Below are 409 nucleotides of genomic sequence, written 5' to 3'. Positions count from 1 at the left end.
CCTGGCGGTGCGCCAGGCCCGCAGTCGGCCCCTGGTGGCGGAGCTGTTCACCTGGCTCGAAGCCCAGCTCACGCGCCTGCCGCGGAGCAGTCCGACGGCGGAAGCGATCCGCTACGCGCTGAACCACAGGACGGGACTGGAGCAGTTCCTCCACGATGGCCGCATCGAGATCGACAACAACACCGTGGAGCGGGCGATCCGCCCGATCTGCCTCAGCCGCAAGAATGCCCTGTTCGCCAGCGGCGACGATGGTGGCGCCCGCTGGGCCGCCATCGCCTCGCTGGTGGAGACCTGCAAGCTGAACGGCGTCGATCCGCAGCGCTACTTCACCGACCTGCTGACCCGGCTCGTCAACGGCTGGCCCAACAGTCGCATCGACGAGCTCATGCCATGGTGCTGGGCCAGCGCC

At 68.9% G+C, this 409-nt stretch carries 1 protein-coding gene; it reads left to right on the top strand.

Features of this window, described 5'->3' with window-relative positions; all coding sequences use genetic code 11:
• Positions 1–409 (top strand): IS66 family transposase (locus CR165_RS24295; protein WP_146202055.1); only part of this gene is annotated, 409 nt, incomplete at both ends.

The sequence above is a fragment of the Teichococcus aestuarii genome (assembly GCF_003116135.1).
GTDB lineage: Bacteria > Pseudomonadota > Alphaproteobacteria > Acetobacterales > Acetobacteraceae > Pseudoroseomonas > Pseudoroseomonas aestuarii.
Note: the sequence above shows the minus strand (reverse complement) of the source record. Positions and strands in the feature narration are given on the sequence as shown.